This is a genomic window from Streptomyces sp. SPB162, from assembly GCF_029504575.1.
Lineage (GTDB): Bacteria > Actinomycetota > Actinomycetes > Streptomycetales > Streptomycetaceae > Actinacidiphila.
The window spans coordinates 398,438-417,506 of the sequence record NZ_JAQFII010000001.1; the positions used below are offsets into that span (position 1 = coordinate 398,438).

Here is a 19,069-nt window from a genome sequence, read left to right on the forward strand (position 1 = left end):
TCACCGGTTCGCGACGCCCGGCACGGCACTTCGCTGCGTTGTCGCAGTCGTCCGAATACGCCCGGTACGAGGACGATCCTCCGCCGTGCGACGCACCGCGCCGGACGCCGCGAACCAGGCAAACCCTTCCGGCCAGAGCACTAGAAGAGCTTCTGGCCGGTGGACCGCCACCGCTCGCCGTGCGGTTCGGCCAGGCCGTCCTGGGCCAGCACCTTGAGGTGCTTGAGGATGGTGCGGGACTGGTAGCCGACGGCCGTGCACAGCTCGTCCACCGTGATGCCGCCGTCCCCGGCGGACCGCACCTCCTGCCAGGTACGCACTGCGTGGTGGCCGAGTCCGCCGTCCGGCGCCGCTTCGGAGGATCTGGCGGCGTCCGGCGACACCGGCTGCGCCGCCGCCGGCGTCCGCGGGGTGGTCCGCGCGTTCTGCGGGGTGGTCTGCGGTGTGGGCGCGCCGCCCCGCTCGTCGTCGAGGACGGCCCTTGCAGCGGCCGGAGCCGACGCGGCCGGGGTCCGGGGCGCGGCCGGCGGCCGCGCGGGGCCGGCCGGACGGGGGTTGCGGTTGACCGTCCGGTGCCTACGGCCCTTCTGGTGCTTGCTCATCGTGTCGTCCTGTTCCGCGGCGTCTGCCGCCGCCTGAGGGATACCACTGGCCCGGAAAGGTGGTGCGGGCCTCTCACCTCAGGAAACGATCACAACGACAGCAGGTCACCCACCGGCCTTCTGCGATGCCGCCCCCGCGCGTCCCGCCGTGATCGCACTCGGTAACAGCTCGGCCACTTCGCCCCGGCCGCCTCCGCGTCCCTGCCACGCTGCATCTCCAACCGATCTGGGGGACGACCACCATGCACCGCATCCTTACCGCCGCGTGTCTCGCGGCGGCCGCGACACTCACGTTGACGGCCTGCGACCCGGCGGCCGACGACAGCAAGTCCATACCTCCGGCGGTCACCACGACCGCCGGCGCACCGACCACCGCGCCCACCACCCCCTCCGCCGGCACGCTGCCTTCACTGATCGGCAGGCCGCTCACCGCCGCACGGGAAACCGCTCGCACCGCGGGCTTCACCACGGTGAACGCCCACGACGCCACCGGCGCGATGAGGGCGCAGACCACCGAGTCCGACTGGAAGGTCTGCTTCCAGCGGCCGGGCCCCGGCCCCGCGGACCTCGCGACCCCCGTCGCCCTGGCCGTCGCGTTGACCGCCGAGACCTGTCCGACCGCCGACGGCAGGCCCGCCCCGACGCCGACACCGACCCCGAAACCGACCCCGACGCCGACCCCTGCCCCCAGCACCTCGAAGCCGAAGCCGAAAGCGACCACCACGCACTCGGGCAACGGCACCAGCGGCGGAAGTACCAGCGGCGGTAGCAGCACCTCGGGAGGCGGCTCGGGAGGCGGCTCAGGAGGCAGTGGTGGCGGTAGCGGCCACACCGAACCGCCCGTCGACGACCACGGCGGCGCCACCGCCCTGTGCAACGACGGCACCCTCTCCTTCGCCGCGCACCACCAGGGCGCCTGCTCCCACCACCACGGCGTCGCGGTCTTCTACAAGTAGTCGCCGTGCGCGGAGGACCCGTTCCGGGCCGACCCGCACGTCGCCGCGCTCGCCGACGAACCGACCGTCACCGCGGGGAGGCCTTCGCCGGGCGGATGGGGAGCCTGCCGGGCCTCCCCCGGTCCCACGGCGTCGAACGGCTGGTCCACCCCGGAGCGGGCGAACTGCGCCTGGCCTACGAGTCGCTCGAGTTGGCCGCCGACGACGACCAGCGGCTCGTCGTCCACCTTCCCGCGGACGACGCCACCTCCGCCGCGCTCGACCGCCTCACCGGCCGCCGGCCCGGCGCCCTGCGCGCGGTGGCCGGCTGAGGACCGCGCCGAGGGCCGGCCGTCAGCCGGACACCCGTGCGGAGTCGTTCTCCTCGACCACCTTGTAACCGGCGACGGAGGGCCAGCGGACGGTCAGCACGACCGACTCCTCCTCCGCGTACCAGGAGTGGTCGACGCCCCGGCCCCACACGACGTAGTCGCCCTGCTCGGCCAGGAGAACGCTGCGTCCGGGGAGCTCCACCCGGAAACGGCCCTTGATGAGGACCAGCAGAGCGGTCCGTTCCTCCGCGGTGACCCAGACGGCCCGCTCGTCACCCGGCGGGTGGACGCCCCACTTGATCTCGACGTCCTCGCTGTGCCGGGGGTCGGATTCGTCCTTGAAGTGACCGAGCAACCAGCCCCGGTCCAGTGCGGCGTCGACGCCCGCGTTGCCCACATACACGCTGTCGTTCATGATTCCCGACGGTAGCAGCCGGCCTTCGCGGCGCCGACGCGGCCCGATGGAAGCCCGATAGCGGGGCCGGGTGACGATCCGGTTGCGGTGGCGCCGGGCGCGTATCCCGTCCCGGGCCGGTTCGTTGGCGTTGACATGCAGCACGTCGACAACAAGGACCGGACCCCGCTCGTCGTCCGGTGGCTGAGCATGTACGGCCCGGAGGGCATGGCGCACGAGCCACCGCGGGGCGGCCGCCGCGGTGGACCCCCGCCGCGGGTGGATCCGGCCCGGCGGGCGCGCGGGGCGATGCTCGGCTTCGCCGTCGTCACGATCGCGGCGGCGGTGGCGGCGGTGCTCCTCGGCTGAGCACCCGCACGACCGACCGCGCGCGACAGGACGGGCTCATGACCGGGCCCACCAGCGCGACCGCGCACCCCGTGCGGCCGCGGTACGCCGGCGGCGCTTGCTGCGGCCGCCGCTGCCCTGTGCGGCGGCGAGCCCGAAGGTCACCTCGATCCGGGCGCCGCCCAGCCGGCCCCGGGTGATCTCCACCGCTCCGCGGGTCACGGCGGCGGCCCGGTGCGCGATGTCCAGTCCGAGGCCGGTGGAGACCGTACTGACCCCTCGTCCCACGGCACCGTCCGGATCGGGGATCCCGAGACCGGCGTCCTCGACCGTGAGCACCACACTCTGCGCGCCGCGCTCCAGGCGCACCGAGAAGGCGGTGCCGGGAGCGGTGTGCCGGAAGACATTGCCGACCAGGGCGTCGAACACGGCCGCGAGGTCGTCCTCGGGCAGGTCGATCAGGGCTTCCTCGGCGGTGACGTCCACCTGGAACGGCCGGTGCTGCTGCTCGGCCAGGACGGCCCAGAACGCGGCTTTGCGCCGGATCACCGCGGCCGCCGCGCAGCCCTCCGCGGGCGCGCCCGCGCCCCCCGGCCGGCCGGCGGTCGCGACCCCGGACAGCGGCCGCAGACCCCGGCCCATCGGCCCCACGGCGAGCGGCGTGCGGGCGGCGGTGATGATGGAGTGCAGCTCGGCGTCGAGGTGGTGGATCGCGGCGGCGATGCGTTCCGCGTCGGCGGTCGGCCCCATCCGGTCGGCGGTCAGGCGCAGCGCGGTCAGCGGCGTGCGCAGCCGGTGGGAGAGGTCGGCGACGAGTTCGCGTTCGACGGCGAGCAGCTCCAGCATGCGGTCGGCCATCGCGTTGAAGGCCAGGCCCGCCTCGTACAGCTCGGGCGGTCCCATCGGGTCCACCCGGACGTCGAGGTCCCCCCGGCCCAGGGCGTAGGTGGCGCGGGACAGGTTGTGTGAGGAGCGCACGACGCGGGCCGCGAGCCGGTCGGCGACGAGCGTGGAGCCGGCCACCAGCGCCACCGCGAGCAGTGTGATGGCCCCCCAGGAGGCGGCCACCCCCCGGTTGAGCCGCTCCTTCGGGACGAATTCCTCGATCACCGCCACCCGTCCGGGTCCGAGGACGACCGGCTGGAGGTAGACCCAGCCGCCCGGCCGGTTCTGGGCGATGGCCTCGCCGTCGCGGGCGGCGCGCCGCAGCAGGGCGGCCGGCGCGTGCGTCGGTCCGACGACCTGGCCGGTCGGCAGGTGGACGCTCAGGTCCTCGCCGGGGGCCAGCACCGAGATGGCCTGGCGCAGGTCGGGTATGTCGTCGGTCAGGGCCAGTACGGGGGCGAGCGCGGCGGCCTGCTGTTCCGCGGCGGTGATCGCCTGGTTGCGGGCCTCGGAACGCACCAGCAGGGCGAGGGGTATCAGGAAGGACAGGGCCACCATGGAGGTGACCGCCAGTGCCACCCCTGCCAGCGTGCGTCTCATGGCGGCGTCACCAGCTTGATGCCGACGCCCCGCACCGTGTGCAGGTACCGCGGACGGATCGCGCGCTCACCGAGTTTGCGTCGCAAGGCGGACAGATGCACATCGATCGTTGCATCGTCGACATACGACTCGCGCCACACCTCGGTCAGGATCTTGCGCTTGGAGACGACGCGGCCGGCGTTGCCCGCCAGAAAGGCGAGGAGGTCGAACTCGCGCCGGGTCAGCTGCAGCTCCCGGCCGCCCAGGTGCGCGGTGCGGGCCATGGCGTCCACCCGCAGCTCACCCACGACCATGGGGCCCTGCGTCGCGGTCGGGCCCTCGTGCAGACCGCCGGGGACCGAGGCGACGGCGCGGCCGACGCGTCGCAGCACCGCGGTCAGCCGGGCGGTCAACTGCCCGCTGGAGAAGGGCTTGACGAGGTAGTCGTCGGCGCCCGCGTTGAGCAGCCGGACGATCTCGGCGTCGTCGTCCCTGGCGGTGACCACGAGCACCGGCACCTGCGAGATGCCACGGATCATGCGCAGCGCGTCACTTCCATCCAGATCGGGCAGCCCCAGGTCCAGGATCACGGCGTCGAGGGGCCCTTGTGTCACCTCTCTCAGTCCGCTGAAACCATCGGCGGCACTGCGCACCACATGCCCGTCACCGGTCAGGATCTCGATCAGTGCCGCGCGTATGGCGGGGTCGTCTTCCACGACAAGGACGCTGGCCATGCGGCACACCGTAACGGATCAGCCATGATGGTGCCGTGCCCCGTCCGCTGCGCTACCTCATGATCTGGCTGTGCTGCACGGCTCTGACCGTGACCGCCGCCTTCCTGGCCGTGCGCTTCGTGGTGCATTCGACCTCACCGCTGCCGCCGACCGCCCGTGCGCTGCCGACGGTCTTCAGCACGCCGACCTCCCCGCCGGGCCCGCTGGTCCCCGCCACCTCGGCGCCGCGGACCCCGCCCACTCCCACCCCCCGCAGGACACCGACGGCGACGCCGTCCACCCGGACGCCCACCACGCGGCCTCCGACGACGGCCGCGACCACCGGCGGGCACACCGCGTCGAGCGACTGCCGGGGCGGCGCGGGGGTGCACAGCATGCAGTCGGTGGGCGGCCGGGTGACGTTCAACATGGGGGCCGACGCGATCTGCCTGGTCTCCGCGGTGCCGGCGCAGGGCTTCACCACCAGTACGAAACAGGACACACCGGATACTTTGACCGTGACGTTCCTCAGTGCCACCCACCGCTCGGAGACCACGGGGACCGTCCGCCCGCAGCCGCAGGCGGTCACCCGCGAAGTCTCCTGGTAGCCGCGGCCGTTGTCCGCGCGGGCTCCAGGGGCCCCGAACCGAGCGGAACCTGTGGAGAACCTTAGGAGAACCTAAGGTTCCCGTCGCGGTGTGGGACGGGGCCCGGAAAGCCTCTAAGTTCGATTTCGGCCGGTCACCGAAGCAGCACCCCTCCGACCGGCCGTGTCACCTTCCGGCGCGGGGCACCCCCCTGTGCTCCGCGCCGGCCCCCACCTCCGATCCCCCGAGGTCTTCCCCACATGAGCTCGCACCGCCGCGCCGATCTGCCCAGCGCCCCCTCGCCGCAGCACCGCGCACCGCGGCAGCCCCGACTGCGCAAAGCCGTCCTGGGCGCGGCCGTCATCGCCGCGCTGGGTGGCGGGACGGCCTTCGCCTGCATAGGCGGCGGCTCCGGCCGCGCCCCAGGACAGCCCACCGCTGCGTCCCCCACCGCAGCGGTGGGCACCCACGACCCGGCACCCACCACCCTGCCCGCCTCCCCGGTGACGCACCCCGCCCGGCCGACGGCGAAGCCCACCCGCACTCCCCCGCGCCACACCACGCCGCCGCCCCGGCCGACGCCGACCGCGACCACGGCGAAGCCCGCCCCCACCACGTCCGCCCCGTCGGATCCGCCGGTCTCCGGCGACGCGGTGCAGCAGGTGCTGGCCAAGGTCAACCAGGCCAGGGCGGCCCAGGGCCTGCCGGCCTACACCCTCCTCGACGGTCTGAACCGCAGTGCGGCAGCGCACAACAAGGTGATGTCCGCCGGTTGCGGACTGTCCCACCAGTGCCCCGGTGAACCCGCGTTCGGCGACCGCGAGCGGGCGCAGGGCGTGCAGTGGATGTCGGCGGGAGAGAACATCGGCGAGGGCGGACCGGTCGCGAACACCGAGCAGGCCATCGCCAAGATGGCACTCGGACTCACCCAGAGCATGCTCGACGAGCGGCCGCCCAACGACGGACACCGCCGCAACATGCTGAGCTCCTCCTTCACCCACATCGGGATCGCGGTGTTCCGGGACGGTTCCGGAACCGTCTGGCTCACCCAGGACTTCTCCAACTGAGCCTCCGCACCGCGCTCCGCGCCGGGGAAGACGACGCGATGGCGGATATGCGCCGCCGCCGCGCACGCCTCCCCGCCGCGGCGGAACCGCACAGCGGCCGCCACCTCGGTGGCGGCCGCTGTCGCGGCTGTTCCGGCGGCAGGGCCCGTTGCGGCCGGTACGCGTGACGCGGCGGCGGACCCTGACAACTTCCTAAAAAGTGTCGGCAACACTGACCGGCATGATGAGTGCGCTGAAGCGATCGATACCGGCTCGGCCGCGGAGGTGGCGGTCCGTGGCACTCGCCACCACCGTCCTCGCGGCCCTGACGGCGGTGACCGGTTGCGCGGGTTCCGGAGCCGGCGGCGTCAGGGCGTCACGGGTGGTGCTGGCACCCGACGTACCCGACACGGCCGGCGCACCCGCCAGATCAGTGACCGCGGTGACGATCACGCGGGCGGTTCCCCCGGAAACGGCCGCGTGGCTCGGCGGCGTCGCCAGGTACCCGTCCCGCTGATGCCGGGCCGGTGGCCGTACCGTCCGGGGCCTCGGTCGCGGGACGCGCCGGCAGCCGCAGGGTGAAGACGGTGGACTCGCCCAGGACGCTGCGGGCGCTCACCGTGCCACCGTGGGCCTGCGCGAGCTGGCGGACGATGGCCAGCCCCAGTCCGCTGCCGCCGGTGCGGCGGCTGCGGGACCGCTCCGCCCGCCAGAACCGGTCGAAGACGTTGGGCAGATCCTCGGGCGCGATCCCCGAACCGGTGTCGGCGACCTCGATCACGACCATCTCGCCGCTCCCGTGGGCGTGCAGGCGGACGGTGCCGCCGGACGGGGTGTGCCGCAGCGCGTTGGACACCAGGTTGCCGAGCGCCTGGCGCAGCCGGACGGGGTCCGCACTCAGCTGGGGATCCCCTCGCACCTCGCACTCGATCCTCACACCGGCCACCTGCGCGTGGGCGAGGTTGGCGTCGGCGACCTGGTGCAACAGGTCGCGCAGTCGCACCGGTTCGGGGTGCAGTCGCAGGGTGCCGGCATCGGCGGACGCGAGGTCCTGCAGGTCGTCGATGATGTGCTGCAGGAGCAGCGCTTCGTCGTGGAGCGACGACAGCAGCCGCTGGTCGGGCACGACGATGCCGTCCTTGGCGACCTCCAGCCAGCCGCGGATGTTGGTCAGCGGGGTGCGCAGTTCATGGGCGATGTCGCTGACCATGGCCTTGCGCTGCGTCTCGGTGCGCTCCCGGCGTTCCGACAGGTCGTTGAAGGCCTTGGCGAGGAAGCCGGTCTCGTCGCTGGTGGTGACCGGGACGCGGGTGTGCCGTTCGGTGGGCTCCTGGGCGGCGTCGGTCAGGGCACGCAGCGGCCGGACCAGGCGGGTGGCGATCAGGGCCGTCACGATGACGGTGAGCAGCAGGACGAGTCCGGTCACGCCCGCAATGCGGGTGGTGTTGGCCCGGGACAGGTCGAAGCGTGGCGAGCTGGCGGCGGTGTCGCTGACGAACAGCTGCGCGGCCGGGGCGACGAAGGTGCGCAGTTGCTCCCGGCGGCTGGCGTCGATGCACTCCTGCAGCACCTGGAAGTCCGGCGCCGCCTTGCGCCCCTTCTCCCAGGTGAAGTCGGCCGACAGGGCCACATAGCCCGCGATGACGGACCCCTGACGGGTCAGGCAGGCGTTGACCAGGGTGTCGAGGCCGGACAGGGCGCGCCGCTCGGTGGCGGTGGGCCGGGTCATCTCCACCAGACCGCAGTCGTCGAAACCGTAGGCGTCCGGCGTCGTCCGACCTTCGCGGGCCACCTGCACGGTGGGCCGCCCGCTGGGGCCGTCGACCACCTTCCCCACCCAGCCCTCGTCGCGCAGGCACGCCAGCACCTTGCCGGCGACCAGCGCCAGCTCCGCGCGCTCGGCGGCGGGCAGCAGGTACGGTCCGACGGCGCGCGGATCGATGCGCGAGGCCGCCTGGGTCGCGCTCTGCCCCTGCAGGGGGGTATCGGTCCGCAGGGCGTCGATGACGGCGAACGCCCGCGGCGGCAGCCCGGGGCCCTCGGGCGCGGAGTCGGCGAGCACATGGCGTTCCTGGTCGGTGAGCGCGACGCGGCGGCCCGTCACCCGGGCCAGCCGCTCGATCGTCGGCCGGACTCCGCTCCAGGCCCGGTGTCCCGCGGCGTAGCCGGTCAGGGTGTCGTGGATCATCGCGTCGTCGGACAGGATCTGGCCCTGTTCCTGCTGGATGGCCCGGGTGGTGGTCTGCACGGCGAGCCACGCGGTCGCGACGATCGAGCAGAGCGCGATCAGCATCGAGGTGACCAGCAGCCGGGCCAGCAGGCTCTTGCGCAGCGGGACGTTACGGCCCACGGCGGCCTCCGGTGAGTTTGTACCCGACGCCGAACACCGTCAGCAGGCGCGCCGGCTTGCGCGGATCGAGCTCGATCTTCTTGCGCAGGTTGAGGATGTGAACGTCGATGGCGCGCTCGGAGATGGCGCGCTCGTATCCCCTGACACACTCCAGCAACTGACCGCGGGTGAAGACCCGGTCCGGTTCGGCCGCCAGCACCCGCAGGATCTCGAACTCCCCCGGTGTGCAGACCACCGGATCCCCCGCACAGGTCACCGCCCGCCGGGCGGGGTCCACCGCCAGGGTGTCCACCCACAGGACACCGTCGGCGGCCACCGGCGGTCGCTGGACGCGGCGCAGCAGGGCGTGAATGCGGGCCATCAGCTCGCGCGGGCTGTAGGGCTTGGTCATGTAGTCGTCCGCGCCCAGTTCCAGGCCGAGCAGCAGGTCGTCCTCGTGCGAGCGGGCCGTGAGCATCAGCACCGGCAGGTCGCTGCCGGGCCGCAGGATCCGGCACACGCCCAGGCCGTCGATCTCCGGCAGCATCACGTCCAGGACGAGCAGGTCGGGCCGGCTGCGTCGCACCTCGTCGACGGCGGACCGGCCGTCATGGACGACGGTCGCGGTGTGGCCGTGCGCTTCCACGCACCGGCGCACCAGTTCGGCCTGCATTTCGTCGTCTTCCGCGACCAATATATGTGCGCACACCCTCGCGATGTTAAACGCACAAGTGTTCAGGAATGCCGGCGTGAGAGGTTTCCCGCACCCTGACACTTTCCTCATATCCACCCGCGAGAATCCGCCGGCGGAAACGGCTCAGGTGCGCCGGGCCACCACCAGGCGGCAGTGCGGGCTGCCGTCGGGGCGCCGGCCGAACTCCTCCAACGGCACCAGTTCGACCCGGAACCCGGCCCGAACCAGGTCGTCGCGGACCCCCCGCAGCGGGAAGGTCCGGTAGTACATGACGAACGGCGGACGCCACAGCGCGTTGCGGACGCGCATGACGGCGTCGAATCCCCACAACCCCCAGTACAACGGGGAGCGGACGGGCAACGGCGCGGCGAGCGGGAAGGCGAACACACCGCCCGGCCGCAGCGAGCGGTGGACCTCGGCGAACAGCCCCGGGCGCTCGGCGGGCAGGAAGTGCCCGAACGCTCCGAAGCTGACGGCCAGGTCGAACGCCGCTGTGAACGGCAGCGCCCGCACGTCCGCCCGCACCCAGTTCACCGCGGGCCCGCCCTTCGCGGCGACCTCCCCCGCGGCGGCCTCCCCCGCGGCGGCCAGCATTCCGGCGCTGAAGTCGACTCCGGTGACCCGCTCCCCGCACAGCTCCCGCAGCACCCCGACCCCCGCGCCCGTACCGCAGCAGACGTCGAGTCCCGTTCCGAACGGCCCGAGCGGCCGCAGCGCGCCGGTCACCGCGTCCAGGAAGCGGTCGGGCGTACGGAAGGGCGTGTGGTCGAACTTCGGCGCCAGCAGGTCGTAGCCCTGCTCGATCGAGGAGAGCGCCTGCACCGTCAGTTCGCGGAAGGTGGGTCCTTGGGAGGTGAACACCGCACCCAGCCTAAAGGGTGTGGTGAAAGTAGCGCCGGACCAGGCGGGACTTTCGCAACACCCTTGCGTCAGGCGGTGCGTTCGCCGGGTTCCGGCGCGGGGGCGGGGCGGTCGCGCGGGATCAGCGTCGGGTTGACGTTGTCGAGCACCGTGTCGCGGTCGACGACAACGCGGGCCACGTCGTTCCGGCTCGGCACCTCGTACATCACGTTGAGGAGCACCTCTTCGAGGATCGTGCGGGCCGCCCGGGCGCCGGTGCGGCGCAGCAGGGCCTGCTCGGCCACCGCCGCGATGGCGTCCTCGGTGAACTCCAGCTCGACGCCGTCGAGTTCGAAGAGCTTCTGGTACTGCCTGACGAGCGCGTTGCGGGGCTCGGTCAGGATCCGGGTCAGGGCCGCGCGGTCCAGGGGCTGCACGGTCGTCACCACGGGCAGCCGGCCGACAATCTCCGGGATGAGCCCGAACTTCACGAGGTCCGCGGGCATCACATCGGCGAAGGCGTCCTCGTCCCGCTTGCGCCGCTGTTCCGTGCCGCGCACCTCCCCACCGAATCCGATGCCCGCGCGGCTCGCGCGCCGCTCGATGATCCGCTCCAGCCCGGCGAACGCACCGCCGACGATGAACAGAACGTTGCTGGTGTCGATCTGGAGGAACTCCTGGCGCGGCTGCTTGCGGCCGCCCTGCGGCGGCACGCTCGCGACCGTGCCTTCCAGGAGCTTCAGCAGCGCCTGCTGGACACCTTCGCCGGAGACGTCGCGGGTGATCGACGGCCCGTCGCTCTTTCGGGCGATCTTGTCGATCTCGTCGATGTAGATGATGCCTCGCTCGGCCTTGCCGATGTCGTGGTCGGCGGCCTGGATCAGCTTGAGCAGGATGTTCTCGACGTCCTCCCCGACGTAGCCGGCCTCGGTGAGGGCGGTGGCGTCCGCGATCGCGAACGGGACGTCGAGCATCCGGGCGAGGGTCTGGACGAGGTACGTCTTGCCGCAACCGGTCGGCCCCATCAGCAGGATGTTGGACTTGCCGAGCTCGACGCCGTCGCCCTTCGCGCCGCGCTGCCCGCTCCCGGCGATCGGCGGGCGCACCCGCTTGTAGTGGTTGTAGACCGCCACCGACAGCGCCTTCTTGGCACTGTCCTGCCCGATGACGTATCCGTCGAGGAACGCGTGGATCTCGCGCGGGGTCGGCAGCGCGGGTGACGCGGCTCCGAGGGGTTCGCCGGTCTCCTCCACGAGGAGTTCGTTGCAGAGCTCGACGCACTCGTCGCAGATGCAGATGTCGGCGGGTCCCGCGATGAGCTTGTTGACCTGCTTCTGGTTCTTCCCGCAGAACGTACATTTCAACAGGTCACCGCCGTCACCGATGCGTGCCACGCGGAAATGTCCCCTCAAACGGTCGTACCGGTCGGGTGGCCCCGTTGAAACCCCGTTGGAAATGATCTCGCTATCGGGAAACCCACTCGAATGCTGTGACCATATGACGTCACCATTTGAATGGTCAAGGTATCTTGAGCCGCGACGGACGCAACGCGGAAGCGCGAAGGCAAGAGTGAGGGCGATGGGCCGGCCCAGCAGGGTGGAGCTTCAGGAGCGCAACCGCGCCAAGGTCCTGGCCGCGGCCCGGGACGAGTTCGCCGAACACGGCTTCCGCGACGCGAAGGTGGACCGTATCGCCGGACGCGCCGGCCTGACCCGCGGCGCCGTCTACTCCAACTTCCCCAGCAAGCGCGCACTGTACTTCGCCATCCTGGCCGCGCTCGCCGAGCACGCCCCCGAACCGCCGCACCCCGAGCCGGGGCACACCGCCTCGGACGCGCTCGGTGCGCTCGCCCGCGCCTGGGTCGCGCGGCTCCCGCTCGCGGACACCGACGAGCCGCACGGCACCTCCCGGCTGGGGATGTACGTGATGCCCGAGATCCTCGCCGAGGAGCGCATCCGGCGGCCGTTCGCCCAGCTGATGAAATTGGACGCGCTGCTGCTCGGCCTGGCCCTGGAGGGCCTTCGGGCGCCGGGAGCGCCCTCCGGCAGCCTGGTGCGCGTCGCGGAAGCCGTCCTGACGACCCTGCACGGCGCCGCGCAGATGGCGGCGGTCGCGCCCGGCTTCGTCGAGCCGTTCAACGTCGTCAGTGCCTGTGCGCGGCTGGCCGGCCTGGACCTCAACGGCTGGTGGCCGCCCCCGCATGTGATCACCCAGGCGTGGCCGACCGACGAACCGTGGGCCCCGCCGCCCACGGTCGACGCGGTGCACGGCGGACCCGCGCGGCTCGTGGACGACGGCGTGGTGGCCGTGCTCGGACTGCACCGACTCGAAGCGGTGGAGGAGGCGGTCCGGGCGGCGGCGCCCGGAGCGACGGTCACCGCCGTCGTGGTCACCGGGGACCCCGACGAGTTGGCGCCGCTGGCGCGGCTGGCCGTCGCGGACCTCTGCGGCTGCCTGCGGCGGGCCTTCCCGCCGTCGGCCTGGCCGCGCCTGCAAGTGGTCTTCGACGAGTCGGGCGCCCTCGCCGCGGCGGCCGGCGTGCCGTCCGTCAGCGACGGGACCGAGGTCGCCGTCCGCATCCGGGGCGGCCGGATCACCGCCCGCGCCGACGGCCGCGGCGCCTGCCACGCGACCGCGTCGTCCCCCGACCCACGACCCGGCGGGCGCTGACGCACCCGCTGCCCGAACTCCGCCCGACAGCCGAGATGAGGACCCGTCATGGCCACCGAACGCATCGGCCCGCCCACGGTCGCCGATGAGCGCGAGATGCTGCGCGCCTTCCTCGACTACCACCGCGCCACGCTCGCCATGAAGTGCGACGGACTCTCGGACGAGGACCTGCGCCGCCAGTCGATGCCGCCCTCCACGCTCTCGCTGCTCGGGCTGGTGCGGCACATGGCCGAGGTGGAGCGGGCCTGGTTCCGCCGGATCATCGACGGACAGGACATACCGCTCGTCTGGTCCGACGAGCGCGACTTCCAGGCGGCGTACGACGCGCGTTCCGCCACCCGGACCGAGGCGTTCGACGCCTGGCGGACGGAGGTCGAGCACGCACGCCGGATCGAACAGGAGGCGACGTCGCTCGATGTGACCGTCCACGAGCCCAAGGGGGACGAACACGTGTCGCTCCGGCTGGTGATGCTCCACGTGACGCTCGAGTACGCCCGCCACAACGGCCACGCCGACCTCCTGCGGGAGGGCGTCGACGGGACCGTCGGGGCCTGAGAACGCGGCCGTCAGGAGTGCTCGCTCGTGAAGCGGCGGACGTAGCGCCGCTGCCAGGGCGTCTCCACCGCGTGGGCGTCGTAGTGGCGGCGGACGAACGCCACCGCCTCGCCCGGCGGGACGCCGTCGAGGACGGCCAGGCACGCGAGGGCGGTACCGGTCCGCCCCCGTCCGCCGCCGCAGGCGAGTTCCACACGTTCGTCCGCGGCCCGCTCCAGCGCCTCGGCGAGGACGGATCGGGCCTGTGCGTCGTCGCTCGGCAGCCGGAAGTCGGGCCAGCGCAGCCAGCGCGCTTCCCACGGCACCTCGGGCGGCCGCTTGCCGAGCAGGTGGACCGCGAAGTCGGGCACCGGCCCCGCCGGAAGCGGCCTGCGCAGCGCCCGACCACGCACCAGACGTCCGGAAGGGAGCCGGACGACTCCGGCGTCGGTGGCACTCCAGGCATGCGTCACCCGCCCACCGTAACCGCCGTGCCACGCGGGGCGTTGGAGTTCCCCGCACCGGCGCACGGCGCCGGGAGGACCGTCCTCGGCCGTGTTCCGGTGCGCTCGGCGCAGTGCCCCGCGCGGCCGAAGGCGCCGCCTCCGCATCCATCCGCGGGCGACTTACGCGCCGAGAGCCGCGTCGGACCGTTCCAGCGCCGGTCCCGGCACCGGGGACAGCGGCTCCGGGCGGGAGCGCAGCAGGAGGAAGACGGCCACGGCGGTGACGGCCATGACCGCCGCCCCGCACCGGACGGCGAGGTGCAGGGCGTCCACGAAGGACGCGTCCATCGTGCGGTGCAGCGCCGGGGGCAGCCCGGAGCCCCGGACGAGCCCGCCCGCGCCGTCGCCCGTGACCGAGGCGACGATGTCGCGACGCGCCTGCGGCGGGGTGCCGGCGGATTCCAGCCGGTGGGCCAGGCCGGCGGCCAGCCGACTGGTCAGCACCGCGCCCAGGACGGCCACGCCGACGACACCGCCGAGTTCCCGGACGGTGTTGAGCGCCGCGGAGGCCATGCCCGCGGCGGACGGTTTCACCCGGCGCAGCACCGCGATGGAGGCGGGGGCGAAGCTCAGGCCCATGCCGAAGCCCATCAGCGGCAGGACCCACAGGTACTGCGGATACCGGGCGGCCGACCCGTAGAGGGAGAGCCCCGCCAGCGCCACGGCGCACAGCGACAGACCGGCGACCAGCGGGGGGCGCACGCCGTACCGCAGAGCGAGCCTGCCGGACAGCGGCGACGCGATCATGATCATGGCGGTGCACGGCAGCGCCGCCACTCCCGAGCCGGTGGGCGCCCACCCCAGCACGTTCTGCATGTACAGCGGCAGGAAGAACATGACGCCGAACATGCCGAAGCTGACGGTGAACGCGGCCAGCGCCGCCCCCGCCAGGACCCGGTCCGCGAAGAACCGCAGGTCCATCATGGGGTCGGTGGTCCGCAGTTCCACGACGACGAACAGCAGCAGCGCCACCACCCCGCCCAGCGCGGCGGCCTGCGTGACGGGATCGGTCCAGCCGCGGCTGGGGCCCTCGACCAGCGCGTAGACCAGTCCGCCCAGTCCGGCGGCCGCGAGCAGCTGTCCCGGCAGGTCGAGCCGGGCGGTGCGGGAGAAGTACTCCGGCAGCACGCGGGAGCCCAGGAGCAGCGCGGCGCCGCCGATCGGGACGTTGATCCAGAAGACGCTGGCCCAGCCGAAGGCGTCGACCATCGGGCCGCCGATGACCGGTCCCAGGGCGAGTCCGATGGCGGAGATGCCGGACCACAGGCCGATGGCACGGGCGCGTTCACGCTCGTCCTCGAACGTGTGGCGCAGGATCGACAGGCTGCCCGGGGTGAGCAGTGCCGCGCCCAGACCCTGCGTCATGCGTGCGGCGATGAGCAGTCCGGTGGTTCCGGAGAGCGCGGCGAACGCCGATCCGGCGGTGAACAGGGCGAGGCCGGCGAGGTAGATCCGGCGCCGCCCGTAGCGGTCGCCGAGGGTGCCGCCGGTGAGCAGCAGGGCGGCAAAGACGAGGCTGTACCCCTCCACGACCCACTGCAGGCCGCTCACTCCGGCGTGCAGCTCCTGCCCGATCCGGGGCAGGGCGGTGTTCACCACGACGTTGTCGAGCATGGCCATGAACATCGTGGCGCACAGTGTCGCGAGCACCAGGTTCTTACGTCGGGAGCTGAGCTCCGCCATGAGGTCCCCTTACAGTGTTAGTCGATTCTCTAACACCGTTAGATTGCCTCTAACGGTGTTAGATGGCAAGGGGATGCCGACGGCGACAGTGAGGACGAGGTGGCGACCGATGAGGACAGACCGCGCGAAGGCGCCCAACCAACAGCCGCCGCTGACGCAGGAAGCGCTGGTGGCGGCGGCCCTGCTGGTGCTGGAGCGGGACGGCCTCGACGCGCTGTCCATGCGCAAGGTGGCGGCCGAGCTGGGGGTACAGGCGCCCTCGCTCTACTGGCACGTCCGTAACAAGGAGCAGCTGCTGGACTTGCTGGCCGACGCCCTGGTCGCCGACGCCGAGCCCCCGCCGCGGGTGGGCGACTGGCGCGAGCAGCTGCGCGCGTACTGCCATCTGCACCGCCGGCACCTGCACGGCAAGCGCGACGCCGCCCGGGTCGTCGCCGGGCGCTTCAACCTCGGCCCCAGTCTCCTCGTCATCCTGGAGGACCAGCTGGACCGGCTCCAGGAAGCCGGGTTCCCGGCCGCGGAAGCCGCCCTGACCAGCTACCTCCTCGGCAACTATGTGACCGGCTTCGTGCTCCAGGAGCAGTCCCCCCTCTCGGCCGCCGAGGCCGTGGGGCACGCCACCCGCACCGAGGTCGTCAACGCCGCCCGCGACCACCTCCAGCAGCTCCCCGCCGACCGGTTCCCGCACCTGGTGGCCCTCGCCGTGCCGCTGTCGGAGCCGAACATGGAAGACCGTTTCGCCTTCGGACTGGAACGCATCCTCGACGGGCTGGCCACCCTGCTCGAGCCGGAGCGCGGCACGCGGTGACGACGGCGGACCGCGCACCGGATGACACCCGGGCCGGGGCTCCGGCAGCATGGTGCCTCCGCGCCCCCTCCGACACCTCGACCAGAGATGCGAGACACCGATGCCCAAGGCGTATGTGTTCACCCGGTTCGGCGGTCCCGAGACCGAGGCCTTCGCCGACGTGCCGAGGCCGGTGCCCGGCGCGGGCCAACTCCTGGTGGCGGTCAGGGCGGCCGGGGTCAATCCGGTCGACTGGAAGCGCCGGACGGGATACGTCCAGGCCAACGCGCCGGCGGTGGAGCTGCCCGCGGTGATGGGCGGTGAGGTCTCCGGTGTGGTGGAGCAGGTGGGCGAGGGCGTCGAGGGGTACGCGGTGGGGGACGCCGTGTTCGGCAACCCCCTCACCGGCGGGTACGCCGAGTACACCCTGCTGCCGGCGGCGAGCACCGCGCACAAGCCCGCCGGAGTGTCCTGGGCCGACGCGGCGACGCTGCCGGTCGCCGTGGCCACCGCCTACGACGGCATCCAGCAGCTCGATCTGCCGGCCGGAGCGACGCTCCTGGTCAACGGTGTCGGCGGCGGAGTGGGCAGCGCCGCCGCACAGATCGCGACACATCGCGGTCTGCGGGTCGTCGGCACCGCGAGCGCGGCGAAGAAGGGATTCGCCGAGTCCTTGGGCGTGGTGCACGTTGAGTCGGGTCCCGGCGTGGCGGACCGGGTCCGCGCGGCGGCGCCCGAAGGCGTCGACGCGGTCTTCGACCTGGTCGGCGGCGCTTCCCTGGAGGAGGTGGCCGCGCTGCTCGCGGACCCGGCGGGACTGATCAGCGGGCCCGACAAGGTCAACGTCGTCAAGCTCGGCGGATCGACGGTGGCGCGGAAACGGAACACCGAAGTGCTCGACGCCGTCGCGCGGTTGGTCGCCGAGGGCGTCCTCGACCCGTTCGTGACGCGGACCTTCCCCTTCGAGCAGGCCGGTCAGGCGCTGCGTACCGTGGAGGAGGGCCACACCCGCGGCAAGGTCGTGATCGAGGTCGCGCGGTAGGTCGAGGCCTCGCGGTGGTCCGGCACGGGCGGCCGACGGCCATTGCGCCGGACGATCCCGGCGGGATAGCGTCGATACGAGGTGCCGAGGCCACCGGCCGTTCGAACCGGAAGAGGTGATGACGATGCGGACAGCACAGGATCGTGTCGTCGTCGGCACTCTCGTCCCCCGCGGACCCGTCGTCCACCTGTACGGCCGCCAGCACATCGATCTGCAACGGGTCGCCGGCTCCCTCTGTTGTCACTGATCTGACTCCCTGCCGACGCACCACGCCTCCGGGGCGGTGCGTCCTCATCCGGTCACATCAGGAAGGCAACCGCGCCATGTCCGCATCCCTGAACCCGTTGCACCTCGCCGTCGCACTCGACGACGCCGGCTGGCATCCGGCCGCCTGGCGGGAGCCCGGGGCCCGTCCCCGGGAGCTGTTCACCGCCGGCTACTGGGCCGACGCCGTCCTCGAAGCCGAGCGCGGGTTGCTGGACTTCGTCACGTTCGAGGACTCCCTCACCCTCCAGTCCGCCGACCGCACCGGGCCCGACGAGCGCACCGACCAGGTACGCGGCCGGCTGGACGCGGTGCTCGTCGCCGCCCGGGTCGCCCCGCTGACCACGCACATCGGGCTGGTACCGACGGCGGTCGCCACCCATACCGAACCGTTCCACCTCTCGAAGGCGATCGCCACCCTCGACTACGTCAGCTCCGGCCGCGCCGGAGTACGCGTCCGGGTCTCGGCACGGCCTGACGAGGCGGCGCACTTCGGCCGCCGCACCTTCCCGCCGCTGCTCGGTACCGCGGACTCCGGCCGGTCGCACTCGCCGGACGTGGTCACCGAGTTGTTCGACGAGGCGGCCGAGTACGTCGAGGCGGTGCGTCGGCTGTGGGACAGCTGGGAGGACGACGCGGAGATCCGGGACGTGGCCTCCGGCCGGTTCATCGACCGGAGCAAGCTGCACTACGCCGACTTCCGCGGCCGGCACTTCGACGTGAAAGGGCCCTCGATCACGCCGCGGCCGCCGCAGGGACAGCCCGTCGTGACCGCTCTCGCCCACTCGGCGGGGCCGTATCAACTGGTGGGCCGGGCGGCCGACGTCGGCTACGTCACCCCGCACGACACCGACGAGGCCCCGCACGATCGTCGCCGCGGTCCACGCCGAACAGCAGGCCGCGGGACGGGGCGACGAGACCCTGCACGTCTTCGGCGACCTGGTGGTCTTCCTCGACGAGCGGCCGGGAGTGGCGCGGTCGCGCCGGGACCGGCTCGACGCCCTGTCCGGCGAAGCCTGGACGAGCGACGCCGAGGTGTTCACCGGAACACCGTCGGAACTGGCCGATCTGCTCCTGGACCGGCGGCGGTCCGGACTCACCGGCTTCCGGCTGCGCCCCGCCACCCTCAGCCGGGACCTGCCGGCGATCACGCGCGCACTGGTACCCGAACTCCAGGCCCGCGGCGCCTTCCGCCGTTCCTACGAGGCCGGCACGCTGCGCGGCCTGCTCGGCCTCCCGCGCCCCGCCAACCGCTTCGCCGCCGGTGTCGGCGGCGCCGCCGACACCGTCAGTGCCTGA

General features: G+C 72.8%; 19 protein-coding genes and 2 pseudogenes. 11 read left to right on the top strand and 10 right to left on the bottom strand.

Translation table 11 applies throughout. The features are described from left to right. Window positions 1-140: 140 nt before the first annotated feature. A complete protein-coding gene (locus M2266_RS01850; protein WP_277436481.1) occupies window positions 141-602 on the bottom strand; it encodes a hypothetical protein in 462 nt (153 codons plus the stop codon). A gap of 242 nt (window positions 603-844) precedes the next feature. On the opposite strand from M2266_RS01850, the gene M2266_RS01855 reads away from it, so the two are divergent. Further along, window positions 845-1,558, top strand: coding sequence for a DUF3761 domain-containing protein (locus M2266_RS01855; RefSeq protein WP_277436482.1), 714 nt, complete (start codon window positions 845-847; stop codon window positions 1,556-1,558). A gap of 12 nt (window positions 1,559-1,570) precedes the next feature. Continuing rightward, window positions 1,571-1,869: pseudogene (locus M2266_RS01860) on the top strand (transcriptional regulator); the annotation flags it as partial. Between the two features lie 22 nt (window positions 1,870-1,891). Here the strand turns inward: M2266_RS01860 and M2266_RS01865 are convergent. Further along, window positions 1,892-2,284, bottom strand: coding sequence for a signal peptidase I (locus tag M2266_RS01865; protein ID WP_277436483.1), 393 nt, complete (start codon window positions 2,282-2,284; stop codon window positions 1,892-1,894). A 135-nt stretch (window positions 2,285-2,419) separates the two neighbouring features. Here M2266_RS01865 and M2266_RS01870 point away from each other — a divergent pair, with 135 nt between their 5' ends. Beyond that, window positions 2,420-2,632, top strand: a complete 213-nt coding sequence (locus M2266_RS01870) for a hypothetical protein (RefSeq protein ID WP_277436484.1) — start codon at window positions 2,420-2,422, stop codon at window positions 2,630-2,632. Window positions 2,633-2,668: 36 nt separating this feature from the next. Here M2266_RS01870 and M2266_RS01875 read toward each other — a convergent pair whose 3' ends face one another. Both M2266_RS01875 and M2266_RS01880 read right to left on the bottom strand, forming a co-directional pair. Then, the gene (locus M2266_RS01875; protein ID WP_277436485.1) at window positions 2,669-4,096 is read right to left on the bottom strand and encodes a HAMP domain-containing sensor histidine kinase; all 1,428 of its coding nucleotides are present in this window, start codon (window positions 4,094-4,096) and stop codon (window positions 2,669-2,671) included. Then, window positions 4,093-4,809, bottom strand: coding sequence for a response regulator transcription factor (locus M2266_RS01880; RefSeq protein WP_277436486.1), 717 nt, complete (start codon window positions 4,807-4,809; stop codon window positions 4,093-4,095). Before M2266_RS01880 ends, M2266_RS01875 begins: the two co-directional genes overlap by 4 nt. 35 nt (window positions 4,810-4,844) lie before the next feature. On the opposite strand from M2266_RS01880, the gene M2266_RS01885 reads away from it, so the two are divergent. Further along, entirely contained in the window at window positions 4,845-5,396 is a 552-nt protein-coding gene (locus tag M2266_RS01885; protein ID WP_277436487.1) for a hypothetical protein, read from the top strand. Between the two features lie 239 nt (window positions 5,397-5,635). Then, window positions 5,636-6,442, top strand: a complete 807-nt coding sequence (locus tag M2266_RS01890; RefSeq protein ID WP_277436488.1) for a CAP domain-containing protein — start codon at window positions 5,636-5,638, stop codon at window positions 6,440-6,442. A gap of 409 nt (window positions 6,443-6,851) precedes the next feature. Here the strand turns inward: M2266_RS01890 and M2266_RS01895 are convergent, their stop codons facing one another. The 4 genes from M2266_RS01895 to clpX all read right to left on the bottom strand — a co-directional run bounded on the left by M2266_RS01895 (window position 6,852) and on the right by clpX (window position 11,678). Then, entirely contained in the window at window positions 6,852-8,771 is a 1,920-nt protein-coding gene (locus M2266_RS01895) for a HAMP domain-containing sensor histidine kinase (protein WP_277436489.1), read from the bottom strand. Continuing rightward, window positions 8,761-9,459: a response regulator transcription factor gene (locus M2266_RS01900; RefSeq protein WP_277436490.1), complete on the bottom strand. Its 699-nt coding sequence runs from the start codon at window positions 9,457-9,459 to the stop codon at window positions 8,761-8,763. Before M2266_RS01900 ends, M2266_RS01895 begins: the two co-directional genes overlap by 11 nt. Window positions 9,460-9,567: 108 nt before the next feature. Then, window positions 9,568-10,305 (bottom strand): class I SAM-dependent methyltransferase, encoded by a 738-nt coding sequence (locus tag M2266_RS01905; protein WP_277436491.1) that lies wholly within the window; start codon window positions 10,303-10,305, stop codon window positions 9,568-9,570. A gap of 68 nt (window positions 10,306-10,373) precedes the next feature. After that, a complete protein-coding gene (gene clpX, locus M2266_RS01910; RefSeq protein WP_277436492.1) occupies window positions 10,374-11,678 on the bottom strand; it encodes an ATP-dependent Clp protease ATP-binding subunit ClpX in 1,305 nt (434 codons plus the stop codon). 184 nt (window positions 11,679-11,862) lie between these two features. Between clpX and M2266_RS01915 the strand changes: the two genes are divergently transcribed. Continuing rightward, window positions 11,863-12,954 carry a TetR/AcrR family transcriptional regulator gene (locus tag M2266_RS01915; protein ID WP_277436493.1) on the top strand — a complete coding sequence of 364 codons (1,092 nt, stop codon included), beginning with the start codon at window positions 11,863-11,865 and terminating at the stop codon, window positions 12,952-12,954. A 48-nt stretch (window positions 12,955-13,002) separates the two neighbouring features. Next, complete coding sequence (locus M2266_RS01920; protein WP_277436494.1) at window positions 13,003-13,509, top strand: DinB family protein; 507 nt, start codon at window positions 13,003-13,005, stop codon at window positions 13,507-13,509. Between the two features lie 11 nt (window positions 13,510-13,520). Here the strand turns inward: M2266_RS01920 and M2266_RS01925 are convergent, their stop codons facing one another. Beyond that, window positions 13,521-13,961, bottom strand: a complete 441-nt coding sequence (locus M2266_RS01925) for a protein phosphatase (protein ID WP_277436495.1) — start codon at window positions 13,959-13,961, stop codon at window positions 13,521-13,523. A gap of 153 nt (window positions 13,962-14,114) precedes the next feature. Continuing rightward, on the bottom strand, window positions 14,115-15,677 hold the full coding sequence (locus tag M2266_RS01930) for an MFS transporter (RefSeq protein ID WP_277436496.1): 1,563 nt from the start codon (window positions 15,675-15,677) through the stop codon (window positions 14,115-14,117). 109 nt (window positions 15,678-15,786) lie between these two features. Here M2266_RS01930 and M2266_RS01935 point away from each other — a divergent pair, with 109 nt between their 5' ends. From M2266_RS01935 to M2266_RS01950, 4 genes and pseudogenes are all read left to right on the top strand, one after another. Continuing rightward, a complete protein-coding gene (locus tag M2266_RS01935; protein WP_277436497.1) occupies window positions 15,787-16,485 on the top strand; it encodes a TetR/AcrR family transcriptional regulator in 699 nt (232 codons plus the stop codon). Window positions 16,486-16,585: 100 nt separating this feature from the next. Further along, a complete protein-coding gene (locus M2266_RS01940) occupies window positions 16,586-17,506 on the top strand; it encodes an NADP-dependent oxidoreductase (protein WP_277436498.1) in 921 nt (306 codons plus the stop codon). Window positions 17,507-17,630: 124 nt separating this feature from the next. Further along, a complete protein-coding gene (locus M2266_RS01945; RefSeq protein ID WP_277436499.1) occupies window positions 17,631-17,753 on the top strand; it encodes a putative leader peptide in 123 nt (40 codons plus the stop codon). Between the two features lie 76 nt (window positions 17,754-17,829). Then, a pseudogene (locus M2266_RS01950) lies at window positions 17,830-19,069 on the top strand (LLM class flavin-dependent oxidoreductase).